17 protein-coding genes are annotated in these 13,393 nt (G+C 68.3%); 9 read left to right on the plus strand and 8 right to left on the minus strand.

Annotation, left to right across the window (positions count from 1 at the left end; translation table 11 throughout):
- Positions 1 to 22 precede the first annotated feature (22 nt).
- The 5 genes from ORI60_RS27645 to ORI60_RS27665 all read left to right on the plus strand — a co-directional run bounded on the left by ORI60_RS27645 (position 23) and on the right by ORI60_RS27665 (position 5,425).
- Positions 23 to 1,276 (plus strand): ABC transporter substrate-binding protein, encoded by a 1,254-nt coding sequence (locus ORI60_RS27645; RefSeq protein ID WP_266040923.1) that lies wholly within the window; start codon positions 23 to 25, stop codon positions 1,274 to 1,276.
- Between the two features lie 68 nt (positions 1,277 to 1,344).
- Positions 1,345 to 2,229 (plus strand): carbohydrate ABC transporter permease, encoded by an 885-nt coding sequence (locus tag ORI60_RS27650; RefSeq protein WP_266041061.1) that lies wholly within the window; start codon positions 1,345 to 1,347, stop codon positions 2,227 to 2,229.
- Positions 2,229 to 3,074, plus strand: a complete 846-nt coding sequence (locus tag ORI60_RS27655; RefSeq protein ID WP_266040924.1) for a carbohydrate ABC transporter permease — start codon at positions 2,229 to 2,231, stop codon at positions 3,072 to 3,074. Before ORI60_RS27650 ends, ORI60_RS27655 begins: the two co-directional genes overlap by 1 nt.
- Before the next feature lie 8 nt (positions 3,075 to 3,082).
- Positions 3,083 to 4,267 carry an ABC transporter ATP-binding protein gene (locus ORI60_RS27660; RefSeq protein WP_266040925.1) on the plus strand — a complete coding sequence of 395 codons (1,185 nt, stop codon included), beginning with the start codon at positions 3,083 to 3,085 and terminating at the stop codon, positions 4,265 to 4,267.
- 270 nt (positions 4,268 to 4,537) lie between these two features.
- Entirely contained in the window at positions 4,538 to 5,425 is an 888-nt protein-coding gene (locus ORI60_RS27665) for an SDR family NAD(P)-dependent oxidoreductase (RefSeq protein WP_266040926.1), read from the plus strand.
- A 65-nt stretch (positions 5,426 to 5,490) separates the two neighbouring features.
- Here ORI60_RS27665 and ORI60_RS27670 read toward each other — a convergent pair whose 3' ends face one another.
- Entirely contained in the window at positions 5,491 to 5,997 is a 507-nt protein-coding gene (locus ORI60_RS27670; protein WP_266040927.1) for an SRPBCC family protein, read from the minus strand.
- On the minus strand, positions 5,994 to 6,296 hold the full coding sequence (locus ORI60_RS27675) for an ArsR/SmtB family transcription factor (protein WP_266040928.1): 303 nt from the start codon (positions 6,294 to 6,296) through the stop codon (positions 5,994 to 5,996). Before ORI60_RS27675 ends, ORI60_RS27670 begins: the two co-directional genes overlap by 4 nt.
- Before the next feature lie 72 nt (positions 6,297 to 6,368).
- On the opposite strand from ORI60_RS27675, the gene ORI60_RS27680 reads away from it, so the two are divergent.
- From ORI60_RS27680 to ORI60_RS27690, 3 genes are all read left to right on the plus strand, one after another.
- A complete protein-coding gene (locus tag ORI60_RS27680; protein WP_266040929.1) occupies positions 6,369 to 6,689 on the plus strand; it encodes a hypothetical protein in 321 nt (106 codons plus the stop codon).
- 75 nt (positions 6,690 to 6,764) lie between these two features.
- Entirely contained in the window at positions 6,765 to 7,757 is a 993-nt protein-coding gene (locus ORI60_RS27685; protein ID WP_266040930.1) for a hypothetical protein, read from the plus strand.
- A complete protein-coding gene (locus ORI60_RS27690; protein WP_266040931.1) occupies positions 7,754 to 8,032 on the plus strand; it encodes a hypothetical protein in 279 nt (92 codons plus the stop codon). The genes ORI60_RS27685 and ORI60_RS27690 overlap by 4 nt, the downstream gene beginning before the upstream one ends.
- Here ORI60_RS27690 and ORI60_RS27695 read toward each other — a convergent pair.
- From ORI60_RS27695 to ORI60_RS27710, 4 genes are all read right to left on the minus strand, one after another.
- Positions 8,025 to 8,501 (minus strand): GNAT family N-acetyltransferase, encoded by a 477-nt coding sequence (locus tag ORI60_RS27695; RefSeq protein WP_266040932.1) that lies wholly within the window; start codon positions 8,499 to 8,501, stop codon positions 8,025 to 8,027. The genes ORI60_RS27690 and ORI60_RS27695 overlap by 8 nt on opposite strands.
- A 9-nt stretch (positions 8,502 to 8,510) precedes the next feature.
- Positions 8,511 to 8,696 (minus strand): hypothetical protein, encoded by a 186-nt coding sequence (locus ORI60_RS27700; protein WP_266040933.1) that lies wholly within the window; start codon positions 8,694 to 8,696, stop codon positions 8,511 to 8,513.
- Positions 8,697 to 8,868: 172 nt separating this feature from the next.
- The gene (locus tag ORI60_RS27705) at positions 8,869 to 9,735 is read right to left on the minus strand and encodes a chromosome partitioning protein ParB (RefSeq protein WP_266040934.1); all 867 of its coding nucleotides are present in this window, start codon (positions 9,733 to 9,735) and stop codon (positions 8,869 to 8,871) included.
- Positions 9,725 to 10,396, minus strand: coding sequence for a metallophosphoesterase family protein (locus tag ORI60_RS27710; protein WP_266040935.1), 672 nt, complete (start codon positions 10,394 to 10,396; stop codon positions 9,725 to 9,727). The genes ORI60_RS27705 and ORI60_RS27710 overlap by 11 nt, the downstream gene beginning before the upstream one ends.
- Positions 10,397 to 10,461: 65 nt before the next feature.
- Between ORI60_RS27710 and ORI60_RS27715 the strand changes: the two genes are divergently transcribed.
- Entirely contained in the window at positions 10,462 to 11,541 is a 1,080-nt protein-coding gene (locus ORI60_RS27715; RefSeq protein WP_266040936.1) for a DUF2332 domain-containing protein, read from the plus strand.
- Here ORI60_RS27715 and ORI60_RS27720 read toward each other — a convergent pair.
- Together ORI60_RS27720 and corA are read right to left on the minus strand one after the other, a co-directional pair.
- Positions 11,525 to 11,902, minus strand: a complete 378-nt coding sequence (locus tag ORI60_RS27720) for a hypothetical protein (protein ID WP_266040937.1) — start codon at positions 11,900 to 11,902, stop codon at positions 11,525 to 11,527. The genes ORI60_RS27715 and ORI60_RS27720 overlap by 17 nt on opposite strands.
- 139 nt (positions 11,903 to 12,041) lie before the next feature.
- Entirely contained in the window at positions 12,042 to 13,112 is a 1,071-nt protein-coding gene (gene corA, locus ORI60_RS27725; protein WP_266040938.1) for a magnesium/cobalt transporter CorA, read from the minus strand.
- Positions 13,113 to 13,393: the final 281 nt, after the last annotated feature.

A 13,393-nucleotide genomic window follows, 5' to 3' on the forward strand; every position in this document is an offset into this window, starting at 1 on the left:
AGTCGGGAAGGAGGCAGGGCCGATGGGTGCGACGAGGCGCTATCGACTCGCCGCCGGAGTGGGTGCCGCGATGCTCGCGGCAGGAACGCTCACGGCGTGCGGGTCTGGCAGCCAAGGCATCACCGTCAACGTTTACAAGTATCCCCAGGAGAACTTCCAGGCCATCGTCGACAGCTGCAACGCGAAGGCCGCCGGGCGGTACAACATCGTCTACAACAAGCTGCCGCGGGAGGCGGACGGTCAGCGCGAGCAGATGGTGCGCAGACTCGCGGCGGAGGACGACAGCATGGACGTCCTCGGTCTCGACGTCACGTGGACCGCGGAGCTCGCGAAGGCGGGCTGGATCAAGGAGTTCACCGGCTCCGTCAAGTCGCAGGTGGAGACCGGCACGCTGAAGACGCCGCTCGACACGGCGACCTACGAGGGCAAGCTGTACGGGGCGCCGGACAACACGAACGTCCAGCTCCTGTGGTACCGCTCCGACCTCGTGCCCACGCCCCCGAAGACGTGGGACGAGATGATCTCCATGGCCGAGGCGCTGGTGGCGGAAGGGAAGCCCGGTCAGATCGTCGCGCAGGGAAAGCAGTACGAGGGACTCGTCGTGCTGTACAACACCCTGGTCAACTCCAACGGCGGCACCATCCTCGACGAGAACGGCACCAAGGCCATCGTCGACGACAAGGCCGTGGAAGCGTTGGCGGCGTTGAAGAAGCTCGCCACGTCGAAGGCGATCGACCCGTCGTTCTCCAACGCGGCCGAGGACAACGCGCGCCTCGCCATGGAGGGCGGCAACGCGGCGTTCCAGCTCAACTGGCCGTACGTCTACGCAGCCGCGCAGAAGAAGCCGGACTTCGCGAAGAACTTCAAGTGGGCGCCGTACCCCACTGTGAGCGGTGACCAGTCGAAGGTCACCGTGGGCGGGATCAACTACGCCGTCAGCAACTACACCACGCACCCGGACGAGTCGTTCGACGCGGTGTTGTGCTTGCGCGGCGCGGAAAGCCAGAAGCTCGCCGCGCTCAAGGACGGTGTGCCGCCGACCATCGAGGCCGTCTACGACGAGCCCGAGATGGCCGAGGCGTACCCGATGCGCGACGACATCAAGGAGACGTTGAAGAACGCGAGTGTGCGGCCGCGCACGCCCGCCTACCAGAACGTCTCGACCGTCATCTCCACGATCCTGTCGCCGCCCGCGAGCATCGACCCGCAGGCCACGGCGGACAGGCTGCGCAAGGAACTGCAGGACGCTCTCGACTCGAAGGGGGTGCTGCCGTGAGCCAGACGACGACGGAGGACACGACGACGACCGGGGCCTCACCGGCTCCCGTCGCGCCCAGGAAGAAAGTGCTGAGCGAGGGCAAGAAGGCCGAGCGCAGGCTCGGCTGGCTGCTCTGCGCGCCCGCCGCGCTCACCATGATCGCGGTGACCGGCTGGCCGATCCTCTACTCGCTGCTGCTGTCGATGCAGCGGTTCGACCTGAAGTTCCCGGACCGCACCGAGTGGATCTGGTTCGACAACTACGTCACCGTGCTCAGCAGCCCGTACTGGTGGAACGCGGTGTGGGTGACGGTGTTGCTCACCGTCGTCACCGTCGCGGTCGAACTGGTGCTCGGCATGTCGCTCGCGCTGATCATGCACCGCGCGCTGGTCGGCCGCGGCATCGTCCGCACGACGACGCTGATCCCGTACGGCATCGTCACGGTCGTGGCCGCGTTCTCCTGGCGCTTCGCCTGGACGCCCGGCACCGGCTACCTCGCCGAGGCGCTCGGTGGCGATCCCGTGCTCACGGAGAAGATCCCGTCCCTGATGGTCGTGGGCCTCGCGGAGATCTGGAAGACCACGCCGTTCATGGCCCTGCTGCTGATGGCGGGCCTGGCGCTGGTGCCGGACGACCTCCTCAAGGCCGCGGCGATGGACGGCGCGAGCGGGTGGCAGCGGTTCATCAAGATCACCGTGCCGATCATGAAGCCGGCGATCCTGGTGGCGCTGCTGTTCCGCACGCTCGACGCGTTCCGCATCTTCGACAACCTCTTCGTGCTCACCGCGGGTTCGCAGGGCACGTCGTCGGTGTCGATGCTGACCTACAACAACCTCATCAAGGGCTTGAACCTCGGCATCGGGTCCACCATGTCCGTGCTGATCTTCATCATGGTCGCGATCATCGCGTTCGTGTTCATCAAGCTCTTCGGCACCGCTGCCCCCGGCAGTGACGACGGGGGGAAGCGCTGATGGCTGGTATCGGAGGAGCCGAGACCACCGGCAAGAAGTGGGGCTGGGGCCTGCTCAACGCGGTCGTCGTGGTCTACGCGCTGGTCCCGGTGCTGTGGATCGTGTCGTTGTCGTTCAAGTCGTCGAAGACGCTGGCGGACGGCAACTTCATCCCGCGCGAGTGGAGTCTCGAGAACTACCAGAACATCTTCTCGACGTCCGAGTTCACGCGGGCGCTGATCAACTCCATCGGCATCGCGATCATCGCGACCGCGATCGCCGTGGTGTTCGGCACGATGGCCGCCTACGCCATCGCGCGGCTCGACTTCCCCGGCAAGAACCTGCTGGTGGGCGTCTCGCTGCTGATCGCGATGTTCCCGCAGGTCTCGCTCGTGTCCCCGTTGTTCGAGATCGAGCGTTCGCTGGGTCTCTTCGACACGTGGCCGGGCCTGATCCTGCCGTACATCACGTTCGCGCTGCCGCTCGCGATCTACACCCTCTCGGCGTTCTTCCGCGAGATCCCGTGGGAGCTCGAGAAGGCGGCGAAGATGGACGGTGCGACGCCGGGGCAGGCGTTCCGTCGCGTCATCGCGCCACTGGCCGCGCCCGGTGTGTTCACGACGGCGATCCTGGTGTTCATCTTCTGCTGGAACGACTTCCTGTTCGCGATCTCGCTCACCTCGACCGAGCAGTCGCGGACCGTGCCGGTGGCGCTGTCGTTCTTCACCGGTAGTTCCCAGTTCGAGGACCCGGCCGGGTCGATCGCGGCGGCCGCCGTGGTCATCACGATCCCGATCATCCTCTTCGTGTTGTTCTTCCAGCGCCGGATCGTCGCCGGCCTGACCTCCGGCGCCGTCAAGGGGTGAGTTGACCAATGGCAGAGATCGTTCTGGACAAGGTGACCAAGCGGTATCCCGACGGCGCTTTGGCCGTGCAGGAGGTCAACCTCGAGATCGCCGACGGCGAGTTCATCATCCTGGTCGGGCCGTCCGGCTGCGGGAAGTCCACCACCCTCAACATGATCGCGGGCCTGGAGGACATCACCGACGGCGAGCTGCGCATCGGCGGGCAGCGCGTCAACGAGAAGGCGCCCAAGGACCGCGACATCGCGATGGTGTTCCAGTCCTACGCGCTCTACCCGCACATGACGGTGAAGGAGAACATGGCCTTCCCGTTGCGGCTGGCCAAGGTCGACAACGCCACGGTCGAGAAGAAGGTCAAGGAGGCCGCGGAGATCCTCGACCTCACGCAGCACCTCGACCGCAAACCGTCCAACCTGTCCGGTGGCCAGCGGCAGCGCGTGGCCATGGGGCGCGCGATCGTGCGCAACCCCAAGGCGTTCCTCATGGACGAACCGCTGTCCAACCTGGACGCCAAGCTGCGCGTGCAGATGCGCACCTCGGTGTCGCGCCTGCAGAAGCAGCTCGGCACGACCACGGTGTACGTGACGCACGACCAGACCGAGGCGATGACCCTCGGCGACAGGGTCGTCGTCATGCGCGGCGGTGTCGTGCAGCAGATCGGCGCGCCGCAGTTCCTCTACGACCAGCCGGCGAACCTGTTCGTCGCGGGCTTCATCGGCTCCCCGTCGATGAACTTCGTGCCGGCGACGCTGGAGAACGGCGCGCTGCGGTCGGTGATCGGCGACGTGACGCTGACGGACCGGGTGCGGCAGCTGGTCGAGGCCGCTGACGCGCCCCGCGAGGTGATCATGGGCATCCGCCCGGAACACTTCGAGGACGCGGCACTGGTCGACGCGGCGGCGTTGTCGTCGGGCGGCAAGTTCACGCACCAGGTGGACGTGCTGGAGTCGATGGGCTCGGACAAGTACGCCTACTTCAACCTCACGGGCGAGCAGGCGGCCTCGGCGGAGCTCCAGGAACTCGCGAAGGACGCGGGATCGGACGACGTGCCGGGTGACGGCATCCCGCTCGTGACGCGCCTGTCGTCGGCGTCCGGCGCGGTGGAGGGCGCCTCGGCGGACATCTGGTTCGACGCGGACAAGGTGCAGCTCTTCGACCCGTCCAACGGCAGGAACCTGACGTACACGGAACGGTGAATTCTCGTTTTGCGGGCCGTCTTCCCCTCTCGGGAAGGCGGCCCGTTCTTGTCACTCGATCGAGTGAGGACTAAAGCCCTCGTGCGGTTGGGACTGATTAGTCCCGCCCTATCTGCCCTGCCGAACTCGGTTCGCCATTGGGCGCTCTGCAGCGACATCTCATCGAAACGTCGTCTTCGCTTCTTCGGATCGTCCGCACGCTTGTCGAAGGCGGGTACAGGACCACAGGGGGGTTCCCGTGAACCGCCGCCGAGTGAGGGAGAGCGTGCAATGGGGATCCTTGACGGAAAAGCGGTAGTCATCACGGGGGCGGGCCGAGGACTGGGCGAGGCCTACGCGATGCACGCTGCCCTCGCGGGCGCGTCGGTGGTGGTCAACGACAACGACGGTGACCTGGCGGACAGGGTCGCGGAGCACATCCGCGAGTTCGGCGGCCGTGCCGTGGCCTCGAACCACACGGTCGCGGACCCGAGTGAGGCGGCCAAGATCGTCGAACTCTGCGTGGACGAATTCGGCCGCGTCGACGGTCTGGTGAACAACGCGGGCCTGAACTACGAGACCGCGCCCTGGGAAGACGACCCCGAGACCATCAAACACGTGGTCGAGGTGAACGTCCTCGGTGTCATCTACACCGGAATCGCGGCGATGCGCGCGATGCGGGCCACCGGTGGCGGCTCCATCATCAACATTTCCTCCGGCGCCTCATTCGGTCAGCGCAAACTCGCCACCTATTCCGCGACCAAGGGCGCGGTGGCGTCGCTGAGCTACTCGTGGGCCCTCGACCTGGAGGCGGAAGGCATCCGCGTGAACGCCGTGTGCCCCGTCGCGCACACGCGGATGGTGTGGAAGTCGGAACGCTCCCTGCGCGCCATTCCGGCCGACCGGACGCCCGGCAAGGTGGCGCCGCTGGTGCTGTTCCTGCTCTCCGACCGCGCCGAGGGCATCACCGGGCAGGTCATCCGCTGCAACGGCCGGCAGCTGCACATCGTGGGCCAGCCGTACTTCAAGCAGCCGATCCTGGAGAGCGACAACTGGGACACCGCTTCGGTCGAGCGGGCGTTCACGGGCGTGCTGCAGGCCCACCTCGAACCGTACGGGTTGGAGAAGAGGATGCCTCCCCGGCTCCGTGCGCTGGTGGAGCCTTCGCAGACCGCCTGAACAGGTGGGGGAGGCGCCTGATCGGCGCCTCTTCCGCTGGTCGACCGTCCTCGTGTGGTCTCTCGCTAGCGCCAGGCCGGGTACTCGGGCGCCACCTCGGCGTAGCGCTCGCTCCAGTTCGGCGGGGTCCCGCCCCGCAGGAAGGCGTCCGCGCGGTCGAAGAACGCGTGCGTGCCGGGCGCGAAACCCCTGGCGTTGCGTTCGGACAGTCCGGTGTGGGTGAAGCGCAGCACCGTCTCGTCACCCTCCGCCGTGAGCTCGTAGCGCACGACGCTGTCCTCCACGATCCGCTGGTGCCACTCGTGCTCGAAGACCGCGCGGCCGTTCTCCGGCGGCTGCCACGTGAGGATGCGGCCCGTCACGCGCTTGGCCTCCATCGGCGCGGGCGGGTCCTCGGGCTCGATGACGACCTCCTTGCCGTGCGGATCGACGGTGCCCTCACCGAACCACGCCTTGCGTTCGGCGTCGTCGGTGATGGCCGCCCAGACGCGGTCGATCGGGAACCGGAAGCGCCGGTGGAAGGTGAGGGTGGCGTGCGCGCCTTCGACGGTGATGGTGCCGAGGTCGCTCATTCGTCCTCCAGGTGCTGTTGCAGTGCGTCGAGGTGGTCGCGCCAGAAGCGGCGGTACGGGGTGATCCAGTCGTCGATCCGTTGCAGGCCATCGGGTTTCAGCGCGTAGATGCGGCGCTGGCCGTCCGGTCTCACCTCGACCAGTCCTGTTTCGCGCAGGACGCGGAGGTGGCGGGACACGGCCGGCTGGGTCAGTGACGGCAGGCTGTCGACGAGCTCGCCCGCGGTGCGTTCGCGTTCGGCCAGCAGGCTGATCAGGTGCCTGCGGGTTGGTTCGGCCACGGCCTCGAAGACGTCCACGGGTCTTTTATAACTTGTGGCGTATATAAGCGCAAGGTTATAAATCGAAGCGCGGTCCGACGGGCTGCGGCTGTGGACCCGCTGGATCCCGGCGACCTGGGCCTGGTGGCGCGGTCGGGTCGCGCGCTCGGCTTCGAGCGTGAGGCCAAGGCGAGGTTCCCGGAGTACCACCCGTTGCCGTTGTGGCCCGAGCCCGGCGGCTACCTCCCGTTCGGGACTCGATCGACGGTGACCAGATCGGCAGCCTCCGTCGCTGACCGGCACGCTCACCGACACGGTGTTGGCGTGGCTGAGCGGGCGGCTGGAAGTGGCGGGGGCCTCTACCGGTTCGACGAGGACGAGTTGGCGGAGGCCGCTACTTTCCGTGCGGTAGCGCAGACGATCACGGACTGAGGTGTTCGGGTGACGTTTGCGCACGTCACACGGATGGCTGCCGAAATTGTCAGACCCTCCTGTCACCATCGGGACATGGCCGAGCGCAAACCCAGAGTCACCGACTGGAGACTCGTCGTGCAGTCCCGGTTGGACCGGGTCCGCGCGGATCTGGCTGCCCTCGGCCCGTCCGACCCCATCGATCCCGAGGGCGACGTGTGGCGTCGCACGGCCGAGGAGCAGGCCGTCGTGGTCGAGGCGATGCTCAACGCCCGCGAGCCGTGGTGGCGCATGCTGCCGTCGTGGTGGTCGGGCTGGCACATCGAACGCGCCTGGCGCGCCCTGCACGAGGCCGAGGTCGCCACGATCTCGGCCGAGCGCGGGTTCCTGGGGCGGTTGCCCGGTCTGCGGGCGCGGGTGGCGCAGTACCTGGACGACGACGATCCGCGTCGCCGGGCCCTGGAAGCGTTGCGGCCGGGGGAGTTCACGCCCGCGGTCGAGCGCGCGATCGTGGTGGACGCGCTGCGGGCCGCCTACGACAACTCGGACTTCGCGCACGCCGGTTCCCGCGCGCTGCGCAACAAGCTGATCGCCGCGTCCCTCGTGCTGTTCGTGATCAACACGGTTCTCGGCGTCGTCGGCATCGTGAAGCCCGGCATCATCCCGCTGTGCGTCGACCCGAAGGAGAACGCGCTGCCCACCGTCTGCCCGGGCGGCACGGCGAAGGCGTCCGGTGTGGACGTGTGGCTGGTGCAGGTGCTCGGGTCGTTCGGCGCGGTGCTGGCCGCCGTGGTGCTGCTCTTACGGCGCCGGCCATCGCTCTCGCCGTACGTGATGATCGGCTACCAGGCGCTGATCAAGATCATGCTCGGTGCGGCACTGGCGGTGGTCGGCATCCTGGCGCTGGGAGCGGGAGTCACGAGCGGGCTGATCGGCATCCCGTCCGCGGCGGCCCTGCTGCTGTGGGCGGTCATCTTCGGGTACGCGCAGCAGATCGGCACGCGGCTGCTCGACAAGTACACCGACGAGGTGCTGGACCAGGCGCGGCCGCTGCCGGACGCGGACGGGCCGAGGGTGGCGCCCCGGTGACCGTGTCGGAGCGGGTCGCCGCGAGAGTGCGCGCGGACTTCCGCGCCGACCTGGTCGACGAGGTGCTGGGCAGGCTCGCCGGCGCGTTCACCGACAACCAGGACGTGGAACGCGTCCACGCCGCCGTGGTGCTGGCGGCCGCCGGCGACCTGCCGGTGCTGCGGGCGCAGGTGCGCGCGCTGCGGGTGGACTGGCGTGACGTGCTGCTGAACGGCGGCCTCGGGCACGCGGACTGGCCCGAGGTGCTCGACCGCGAGTTCGGACCGGTCAGCTGACCGTGCGCTGGTAGCTGATCAGCTCGCCGGTGCTCGCGCACCGGGTGAAGCCCGCCTTCTCCAGCACGCGGGCGGAGGCCGGGTTGGTCACCTCGACGTTGGCGTGGACGGTGTGCACGTCGTCCAGTTCCAGCGCGAACGCGGTCAGGGCGGCGGTCGCCTCCGAGGCGTAGCCGCGTCCCTGGCGCGAGGGCACCACGCCGTACCCGATCTCCACCCGGCCGTCGGAAGGAGGCCAGAACAGCCCCAGGGACCCCACGACCTCATCGGTCGACCGCTCGATGATCAGGCGATGGCCGAACGGGGAGAGCCAGTCCGGGTTGGAGGAGAGGAGTCCGGCGATCACCGCGTCGCCCTCCGCCGGGAAGTCGGCGGCCCACGCCGGTTGGCGGGTCTCCTCGACCACGGCCTTCACGTCGAGCTCGGACCACGGGCGGAGGACGAGACGTTCGGAGACAAGATCAGTCACGCGCGCACGCTAGCCACGACGCGTGCGGCCGTGCGAGCGCATTTCGCGCGGCCGCGGGAACAGGGGCCGGCAGACCCGCGCAGCGATGGCCGGCAGATCGCGCGGTTCGGCACGCCGGGTGAACTCGCGCACCGTCAGGTACTTGAACACGAGTCCGGAGAGCGCCACCGCGGCGGCTGGGAGGATGTCGATCACGACCGAGACCTTTCGCTCGAAGGTTGACTGCTTCGAGACGGCTGGTGCGGAGTCCATGCAAGTTCGGGGATCCGCTCGAAGACCTTCCACATCGGATACGAGCGAAACGCGCGATCGTAATAACCGGGCCGCGAGCGCTGTGCGAAGCCGCGACGAGCGAGGTGAAGCCGGCTCAGGCCTTGCCGCCCTTCCCCGGCGACCGCGTCTCCTCCCGCACGGCGTTGATGACGTCGGCGTCCCAGCGGTGCGTGCGGATCAGCCGGTACCGCTCCGCCGCGACCCACATGTACGCCTCGGTCTCGGTGCGGTCGCCGATCATGTCGGCCTGCCGCAGCATCGCCACGACCGGCTTGTACTCGTCGGCGTACCAGCGGCGCGCCACCTCGGAGCGGTCCAGGAACTGGCAGCTGTCCTGCATCAGCCGGAACCCCCACGCCTCGACGTGCTCGCCGAGCTGGGCGTAGTGCCACGGGTCGGACAGCACGACGGCGGCGCGGGCCTCGCCGCTCAGCGGGACGCGGTCGAGGAACAGGCGCCGGTAGTCCTTCACGATCAGGTCGCCGCGGTAGCGGATGCCGGACGAGTTGATCCGGGTGATCACCTGCGTCACGTACGCGTCGATGACCTCCAGGCCCATCGCGTGCGCCACCGACACCCGGTGGTGGCCGTCGATGATGAAGTGCAGCTCGCCGACCCGGTACACCTCGATCGGCGGCACGCTCTCGCCGCGGCGCGCGGCCAGGGCCAGTCGTTGCCAGCGTTCCCGGACGCGGCCGGAGGTCGGGCGGAAGCGGCGGTCGAAGTCGCGGGTGCGGTCTACGCTGCCGACGATCGAGTCCAGGCGGATCGTCTGCAGGCCCAGGCGCTTCTCCGACGCCATGCCCAGGGCGTCCACGACCTCGTGGAACGGCAGCATGATGTTCACGTCGTCGGGCTCACGGCGCAGCCAGGCCGCGAGGCGCGACATCACCTGGCGGCGGCGAGCGCGCAGGAAGTCGCTCTCGGCGTCGGCCACGGGGAAACCGGTGTCACGTCTCATCACGACCTCCCGAGATCTCGAGAACCTTCTGCGGAACGACGTTGATCACGCGTGTGGCGCCCAGCGAACGGTCTGGACGTGGCACGCCGTGCGGATGAATGTGGCCGTGCAGCATGAACGAGGGCTGCAGCCGTGAGACAAGTCCACGTAAACAGTCGAAGCCGCGGTGCGGCCCGTCGGGTTCGTCGCCGCAGTCCAGCGGCGGCGAGTGGGTCAGCAACACGTCCACACCACGTCCGTCCCGCAGCCTGCGCCACCCGGCCAGCCGGGACACCCGGCGGGCACGGCGGGCCTGCTGCCGTTCCGTCCACTGGTTCGGGCCCTTGTTGTAGCGGATCGAACCACCGAGACCCGCGATCCGCAGGCCGGCGACATCGACCACGCGTTCGTCCGCGTTCACCGCACCGGCTGGTCCTGGCCACCGCACCGGCACGCCCGCCTTGGTCCACAGGCCGCGCACGTTCGAGTAGCCCGACAGGTCGGTGTCGTGGTTGCCGGGGACGAACACCAGCGGCTTGTCCAGGGCGTTGGCCAGGTGTTCCAGGTAGTCGAACGGCAGGTCACCGGCCGCGACGATCAGGTCGACGCCCGAGTGCTGGTGCACCTGATCGGTCCACAGCTGCTCGACCACCTCGTCCGCGACAGCCAGAATCCGAGCCATCCCAGCACTGTAATGAGGTCTTTCACCACATGACGGGTGGCTTGGCTGCCATTAGCGTGGTCACCGTGCTTGCCGAGCTGTTCGCCGCGGCCGCTCACGGATGCCGCGACCGCAGTCCGCTGACCCAGCGACTCCTCATCGACGCCGCCGACGACCTCCGGCAGGGCGGTGTCACGGCCAGGATCATGGCCGGCTCCGAACGCGACCGGGAGGGCACCGTGCCCGGGCTGCGGTTCGCGGGCGCCGTCCACCGGCTCGTGCTCGAAGGGCGCGCGCCGGGCCTCGCGAAGCACTACCCGTCCGTCGGCGGCCAGCCCCACCTGCCGACGCTGTGGGAGGACGCGCTGCCCGCTCTCGAGGCGCACGCCGACGTCCTGCGGCAACGCGTGCTGGCCACCGTCGTGCAGACCAACGAACCCGGCCGCAGCGCGCCCCTCTACGGCGGCCTGATGGTCGCCGCACAGGAGGCCGCGAAGGCCGCCGGACGGCACGTGCCGTTCTGCGTGCGGCTGCTGGAGGTCGGCGCGAGCGGCGGGCTCAACCTGCGTCCGCACCACGTCGGCTACCAGCTGGAGGACACGGTCCTCGGCGATCCGGACAGCCTCCTGGTCCTCGACCCGGAGTGGACCGGCAGGCCGTCCGCCGACCTGAGCCACCGGCTGCGCGTCGTCGGCAGGGCGGGCTGCGACCTCAACCCGGTCGACGTGTCCACAGAGGACGGACGTCTGCACCTGAGCTCGTTCGTCTGGCCGGACCAGCTGGAGAGGTGGAACCGCCTGCGGGACGCGCTGGACCTCGCCGCCACCGATCCCGTCAGGGTCGACCGGTCGGCCGGTCCGGAGTGGCTGGCGAAGCAGCTCGCCCGCGCCGAACGGGACGTGCTCACCGTCGTGTGGCACTCCGTGGTGTGGCAGTACGTCTCGCCCGCCGACCGGGCGATGGGCAGGGCCGTGCTGGCGGACGCGGCCGCGAAGGCGACGCCCACGACACCGTTGGCGCTGCTGGTCTTCGAGCCTCGCCGCACGGACGACGACTACCGGTTCGAGCTGCTGCTCAAGCTCTGGCCGGCCGGGATCTCGCTGAACCTCGGCCACGGCGCGGGCCACGGCACGCCGTTCACCTGGGGCGTCACCCCGTGGGAGTGACGACCGGGTTCACCACGTACCGGCCGTCCTGGACCTCCACGGGCAGCCGGAACTCCGCGCGGGTGCCGTCGTGCGTGTACTCGACGACGATGGCGCCGTCGCGGTAGACGCCGCGGTCCACCTGCGCGGTCTGGAACTGGTCCGCGGTCGTCTTCGCGACGTCCTCGCCGCCGACCGCCAGCAACGGCTCCAGCTTGTGGAAGTCGTGTGCGCGCAACGCGTTCGTCACCTCGGTGGCGAGCTCGTCCGGTGACGCGGCACCCGGAGACGGCCAGAACGCGATGGACACGAAGACCATCGCGAGCCAGCCGATGGGGAACACCAGCAGCCAGAACCTGAGGTTCGTCAGCCGCGCGTACACGTCAGGGCGTTCCGCTGATCAGCACGAACACGGTGGTGATCCAGCAGAGCAGGAACGCGAGGATCCAGAAGCGGATGTTGGTGAGGATTCTGGTCATGACAGGGCCCTTCTACAACGAAAAAAGCGAGCGAAACCGGGACTAGAGCCAGCGATTTCGGCGCAGTATTCGGTAGAGCGTCAGGCAGGCGATCAGGACCAGACTCATGATCAGCGGATAGCCGAACTTCCACTTCAGCTCGGGCATGTAGTCGAAGTTCATGCCGTACACACCGACGACCATGGTCGGCACGGAGATGATCGCGACCCACGAGGTGATCTTGCGCATGTCGGTGTTCTGCTGCAGCGTGATCTTCGCGAGCGTCGCGTCGACCAGCGTCGTCAGCAGCTCGTCGAACGCCGTGACGCGCTCGGACACCTCGGTGAGGTGGTCGTCGACGTCCCGGAAGAACGCGCGCACCTGCTCGGGGATTAGCGGCGTGTAGCCCTCCGCCAGGCGGCGCAACGGGTTCGCGAGCGGCATCACCGCCCGGCGGAGCTCCACGACCTCGCGCTTGAACATGTAGATCTGCTCCGCGCTCACCTCGGTGCGCGGCGCGAAGACGCGCTCCTCCATGCGGTCGATGTCGTCCTCGATGTGGTCGGTGACCTCGAGGTAGTTGTCGACGACCTGGTCGGCGATCGCGTGCATCACCGCGGAGGGGCCGATCTCCAGGCGCTCCGGGTCGGCCTCCAGCACGTGCCGCAGCTTGGAGAGCCCGGAGTGGTTGCCGTGCCGCACGGTGATCACGAAGTCCTTGCCCAGGAACACCATGATCTCGCCGGACTCGACGATCTCGTTGGCGGTGTCGGGGGATTCGTTCGTCACGTAGCGAACGGTCTTGAAGACCATGAAGAGCGTGTTGTCGTACCGCTCGAGCTTCGGGCGCTGGTGCGCGTGCACCGCGTCCTCGACCGCGAGCTCGTGCAGGCCGAACGTCTCGGCGATGCCCTCGATCTGCTCGGCGTCGGGCTCGTGCAGTCCGATCCAGACGAAGCCGTCCTTGCGCTTGCTCACCTCTTTGACGGCGTCGGTGTGCGTCCACCGGCCGGGCAAGCGCTTGCCATCGACGTAGACCGCGCAGTCGACCACGTAGTGCGACAACGGCACGGAGATGTGCGGCGCAGGGCGCTGCTGGGCGCCGCGTCCGCGGATCGAGGGCAGGCTGGGCATGGTGAGTTCCTCCAGGGCCACACGTCGTCGAGGTGCACGAAAAGCACGACGGGCGTCCTACCGGTGGGACTCGGCGAACTAGAACGATCTAGCAGGCCACCTCGGTGAGGACGCGCTTGGTACTGGCAGGGTGGGGGTCCTTGCTCATTTAGGGGTCCTCACCTCCTCGGGGCGGAGTCGACGGTGGTGGAAATCCTCACACACCGGTTGCCGAGGGTACTCCCTCCGTGTGAAGACTGTCTCCCCACCCGAGACAGATCTCGATCACACGTAGTTGGAGG

Source organism: Lentzea sp. NEAU-D7, from assembly GCF_026242055.1.
Lineage (GTDB): Bacteria > Actinomycetota > Actinomycetes > Mycobacteriales > Pseudonocardiaceae > Lentzea.